Here is a 3,348-nt window from a genome sequence, read left to right as displayed (position 1 = left end):
TGTATAATCCTTGTTTTGATAATAATATTTTTTGGTTGGGTAGCGGTTGTTATTTTTTTATACCAAGCATATTCGGCTGTTCGCTTATTAGAAACCATTAATTATTATCAACATTGGGGCTTACAACAGGGTAAATCACAGAATAATTTGGCTTGGGTCAATAAGTCTCAGGTAACTGAGTATGCATTATTAGGAATATCTAATCATATAGAGCATCATAAGAATGCAAAAACCCCTTTTTATCAAACTAACTATTCAAATTCTGGCCCAATAATGAAATATGGATATTTTGTGACTAATCTTTGGGTTAAGTTAAATAATGCCTCTTATAGAAAAGACTGCATGGGGCGGTTAAAAAATTTATAACGCACAACGAATAAGGATAGGCTGATAAATGTTTTACTATGCCATGTTTAATTGGGTTGTAATGCAAATAATCAAAATGCTGGCTATAATCAGCTTGGCAGCTTAGGGTATGCTCCCAAAAGCGTCGTTGCCATACGCCACGACGATAATAGCGTTGTTTTGACTTAGAAATACTGACTTCTGAGCCACCCTGTTCAAGCCAGGATTGAGTGAAATTTTTTTGATGATTCCCCATCGTTTTGAATAGTCAGCATCGCCTTCAGGTTGTATCAATTGAAAAAGGCTGATTTTGCATGCAGTGACGAAAAGCCTCACGCAAACACTGCCGGGCTAAAGGGTTATTTAAAATAGGCCGCCGCTTTTCTGTCACTACGGTAAAGAAATACGATCCACCTTTAATGTAGTTCCGGCGATAATTAGACATAAAAGCCTCGTAAGGGGGGGGTAAAAATAGGTACGCAATGCGTACCCTACAGTTTGAGTATAAAAATGAGGGTTTTAATTTGTAGGGTACGTACCGCGTACCTTTACCGCCTATTCGTTGGATAATAGCCTTTAGTCTGTGGCAGCCATCTCGGTACATTATTCTTATATTTTTCCCATTCAGTACCAAACATTTTCTCTGCCCAAGGTTCTTCATGGGTTTTTACTCGCAGATAAAATGCAATAAACAAGAAAAGGGTAAAACCGAAAATGAGCGGGGAGGCTGTGCTAATCGTCCAGCCTAATAGAATAAAGAGAACTCCGACATACATGGGGTTTCTGACATACCTGTATAGCCCAACAGTGACCAAGTGCTTAGGAGGGTCCCAAGGCGCTAAAGTACCTTTGCCGGAGACGTAAAAATCGCGTACACACCAAAGCAGTATAACCAAGCCAACAGCAAGAGGGATTAATCCTGATAGGTTGCCTTGCCCTTTGTAAGGGTCATAAAGAGAAAGTATAAAAGGCATGATTCCTGTGACAACAACCGGAACCATTAAGAAAGCTAAAAGGGCGCGTAGAAACATAAGTCAGAAGTAGTCAGGTGAGAAGTTATATTATGCTTTACTTCTATAGCCTGAGCCAGTACCGAGTAAGGCAGCAATGATATTTTTTTGAATTTCTGATGAGCCAGAAAATAAACGACTGGCCATGGCGTCTTGCACTAACCCGATCATTTTATTTGCTTCGAGTAATCCAGTCGCCCCGAATATTTGTACAGCATCTAAGCTCGACTGTAAAAAAGCTTCGCTAGCGATTAATTTGGTTTGTGCGCTGGCTAAGCTAATGCGTTTGCCGGTGTCTTTTAAGCGTGCACATTCATTAACCCACAGCAAACAAGTATCTAAGCGGCATTGCATCTCGGCAATTTTATGGCTAATGGCTTGATTGCTACCTAAGTGTACGCCATTGAGTTTACGTTCACGACTGTATTTTACGACTTGTTTTAGTTGCCATTGCATAATGCCAATAATGCCTGCAAAAATAAAGGCGCGTTCTAGCTCTAATGCATTTTGTATCATCATGCCGCCAGCACCTGTTTTGCCTAATTGACGATCTAAGGGTATGACACAATCTTGCAGGATAACATCGCCCATTGTGGCACTAGTGCAGCCAGTTACACTAGGTTGGTCACTGAAATTCGCGCCAATATCTTGTTTTTTTACTAAAAAACCAGAGAGTTTTCCATCTAATTTTGCGTAAATCAGCAAAGCATCAGCCATGGGGGTATTAGTGATAAAACGTTTATGACCGTTTAAGATAAAACTAGATTCAGTTGCAGTAGCCGTTGCTGTTAGCGCATTAATATCTGACCCCGATTGAGGTTCGGTAATCGCATGACCTGCAATAATCTCACCAGATAATAGCGCAGGCAGCCAAACTTGTTTTTGTACTTCGCTACCATAAAGTATTAATGGGAAAATCGAACCCCAGATATGCGCATTCAGGGAGAGTATTAATCCCGTATCTTGGCAGTGTTTACCTAAATTGATATGTGCTTTGACCAGCTCTTGAAAACCATCACCGTGCCCATTATGTTCAGCGGCAACAGCATGTTTTAATAATTCGTTTTTGGCGCAATAATTAAGGCGAAGTTTTGATGCGTTCAGATCGCCACTAGGAGGGAGTTGTTGGTAATCAATCATAAAATTATTTTGCTGCTAGGGCGGACTTTAGCCCGCAAGTGATATGTGTATGGCTATGTAACGCGGACTATAGTTATCTTTACGTGTAACATCAGCTATTAAACAAGCCTTCTACCGCTTGATAATCAGTTTTTCCATTAGATAAGACGGGTAAGTTATCTACCACCATAAATTTACAAGGTTGCATATACGGTGGGAGTAACTGGCGTAAAGGTTTTATCGCTTCTGCTAAAGAGGCTTCTTTTATTAATGTAACAACTGCGGCTGGTCTTTGTCCGCTAGTGGTGTCTTTAATGCCAATCACTGCACAGCTTTCAATATGCATTAGTTGATTAATGCATTGTTCAATTTCAGCGGGTTCAACACGATAACCAGAGCATTTTAACATGCGATCCAAGCGCCCATGATAATCGTATTCACCGTATTGATTCAGTGATACTTTATCGCCAGTTGGATACGTTACTGGGTTACGGGCTTGTAGTTTGCCTTGTTGCCAATAGCCGGAAAAATTATTCAAGCTGTTGACCTGCAATTCCCCAGAATCCGTATCTATTGTCAGCTGTGCATTGCAAGCAGGTTGGCCAATGGGAATAGTTTGTTCAATATTTAAACGCGCTCTATCTACTGGCCAATAACAGCAAACATTAGTTTCTGTCGGGCCGTATAAATTATACAGTTCAGTTTTAGGGAGTAAGTTTGCCAGTGTGATTAAATGTTGCGTAGGGAAAACTTCGCCAGCAAATAAAATGCGTTTTAAATGGGGGAGTGGCGTGGTGTCTAAGGAATGAGCACAAATTAATTTAGGCAAGTTCAATTTAAGAATTATAATGATGCAACTCATAAACTTTATTTA

The 3,348-nt window shown here is 40.3% G+C and carries 5 protein-coding genes; 1 reads left to right on the top strand and 4 read right to left on the bottom strand.

The genetic code is table 11. The features are described 5' to 3' along the window. Positions 1 to 366: fatty acid desaturase (locus BQ7314_RS15630; RefSeq protein WP_217423862.1), on the top strand; the 366-nt coding region annotated here is incomplete at its 5' end. Between the two features lie 259 nt (positions 367 to 625). Here the strand turns inward: BQ7314_RS15630 and BQ7314_RS15625 are convergent. From BQ7314_RS15625 to BQ7314_RS15610, 4 genes are all read right to left on the bottom strand, one after another. Then, on the bottom strand, positions 626 to 790 hold the full coding sequence (locus tag BQ7314_RS15625; RefSeq protein ID WP_174484617.1) for a hypothetical protein: 165 nt from the start codon (positions 788 to 790) through the stop codon (positions 626 to 628). Positions 791 to 893: 103 nt separating this feature from the next. Continuing rightward, positions 894 to 1,319 carry a methyltransferase family protein gene (locus BQ7314_RS15620; RefSeq protein ID WP_174484616.1) on the bottom strand — a complete coding sequence of 142 codons (426 nt, stop codon included), beginning with the start codon at positions 1,317 to 1,319 and terminating at the stop codon, positions 894 to 896. Positions 1,320 to 1,406: 87 nt separating this feature from the next. Then, entirely contained in the window at positions 1,407 to 2,495 is a 1,089-nt protein-coding gene (locus BQ7314_RS15615) for an acyl-CoA dehydrogenase family protein (protein ID WP_174484615.1), read from the bottom strand. A gap of 91 nt (positions 2,496 to 2,586) precedes the next feature. Then, entirely contained in the window at positions 2,587 to 3,336 is a 750-nt protein-coding gene (locus BQ7314_RS15610) for an AMP-binding enzyme (RefSeq protein ID WP_174484614.1), read from the bottom strand. Positions 3,337 to 3,348: the final 12 nt, after the last annotated feature.

Source organism: methanotrophic endosymbiont of Bathymodiolus puteoserpentis (Logatchev) (assembly GCF_900128525.1).
In the GTDB taxonomy this organism is placed as follows: domain Bacteria; phylum Pseudomonadota; class Gammaproteobacteria; order Methylococcales; family Methylomonadaceae; genus Methyloprofundus.
Note: the sequence above shows the minus strand (reverse complement) of the source record. Positions and strands in the feature narration are given on the sequence as shown.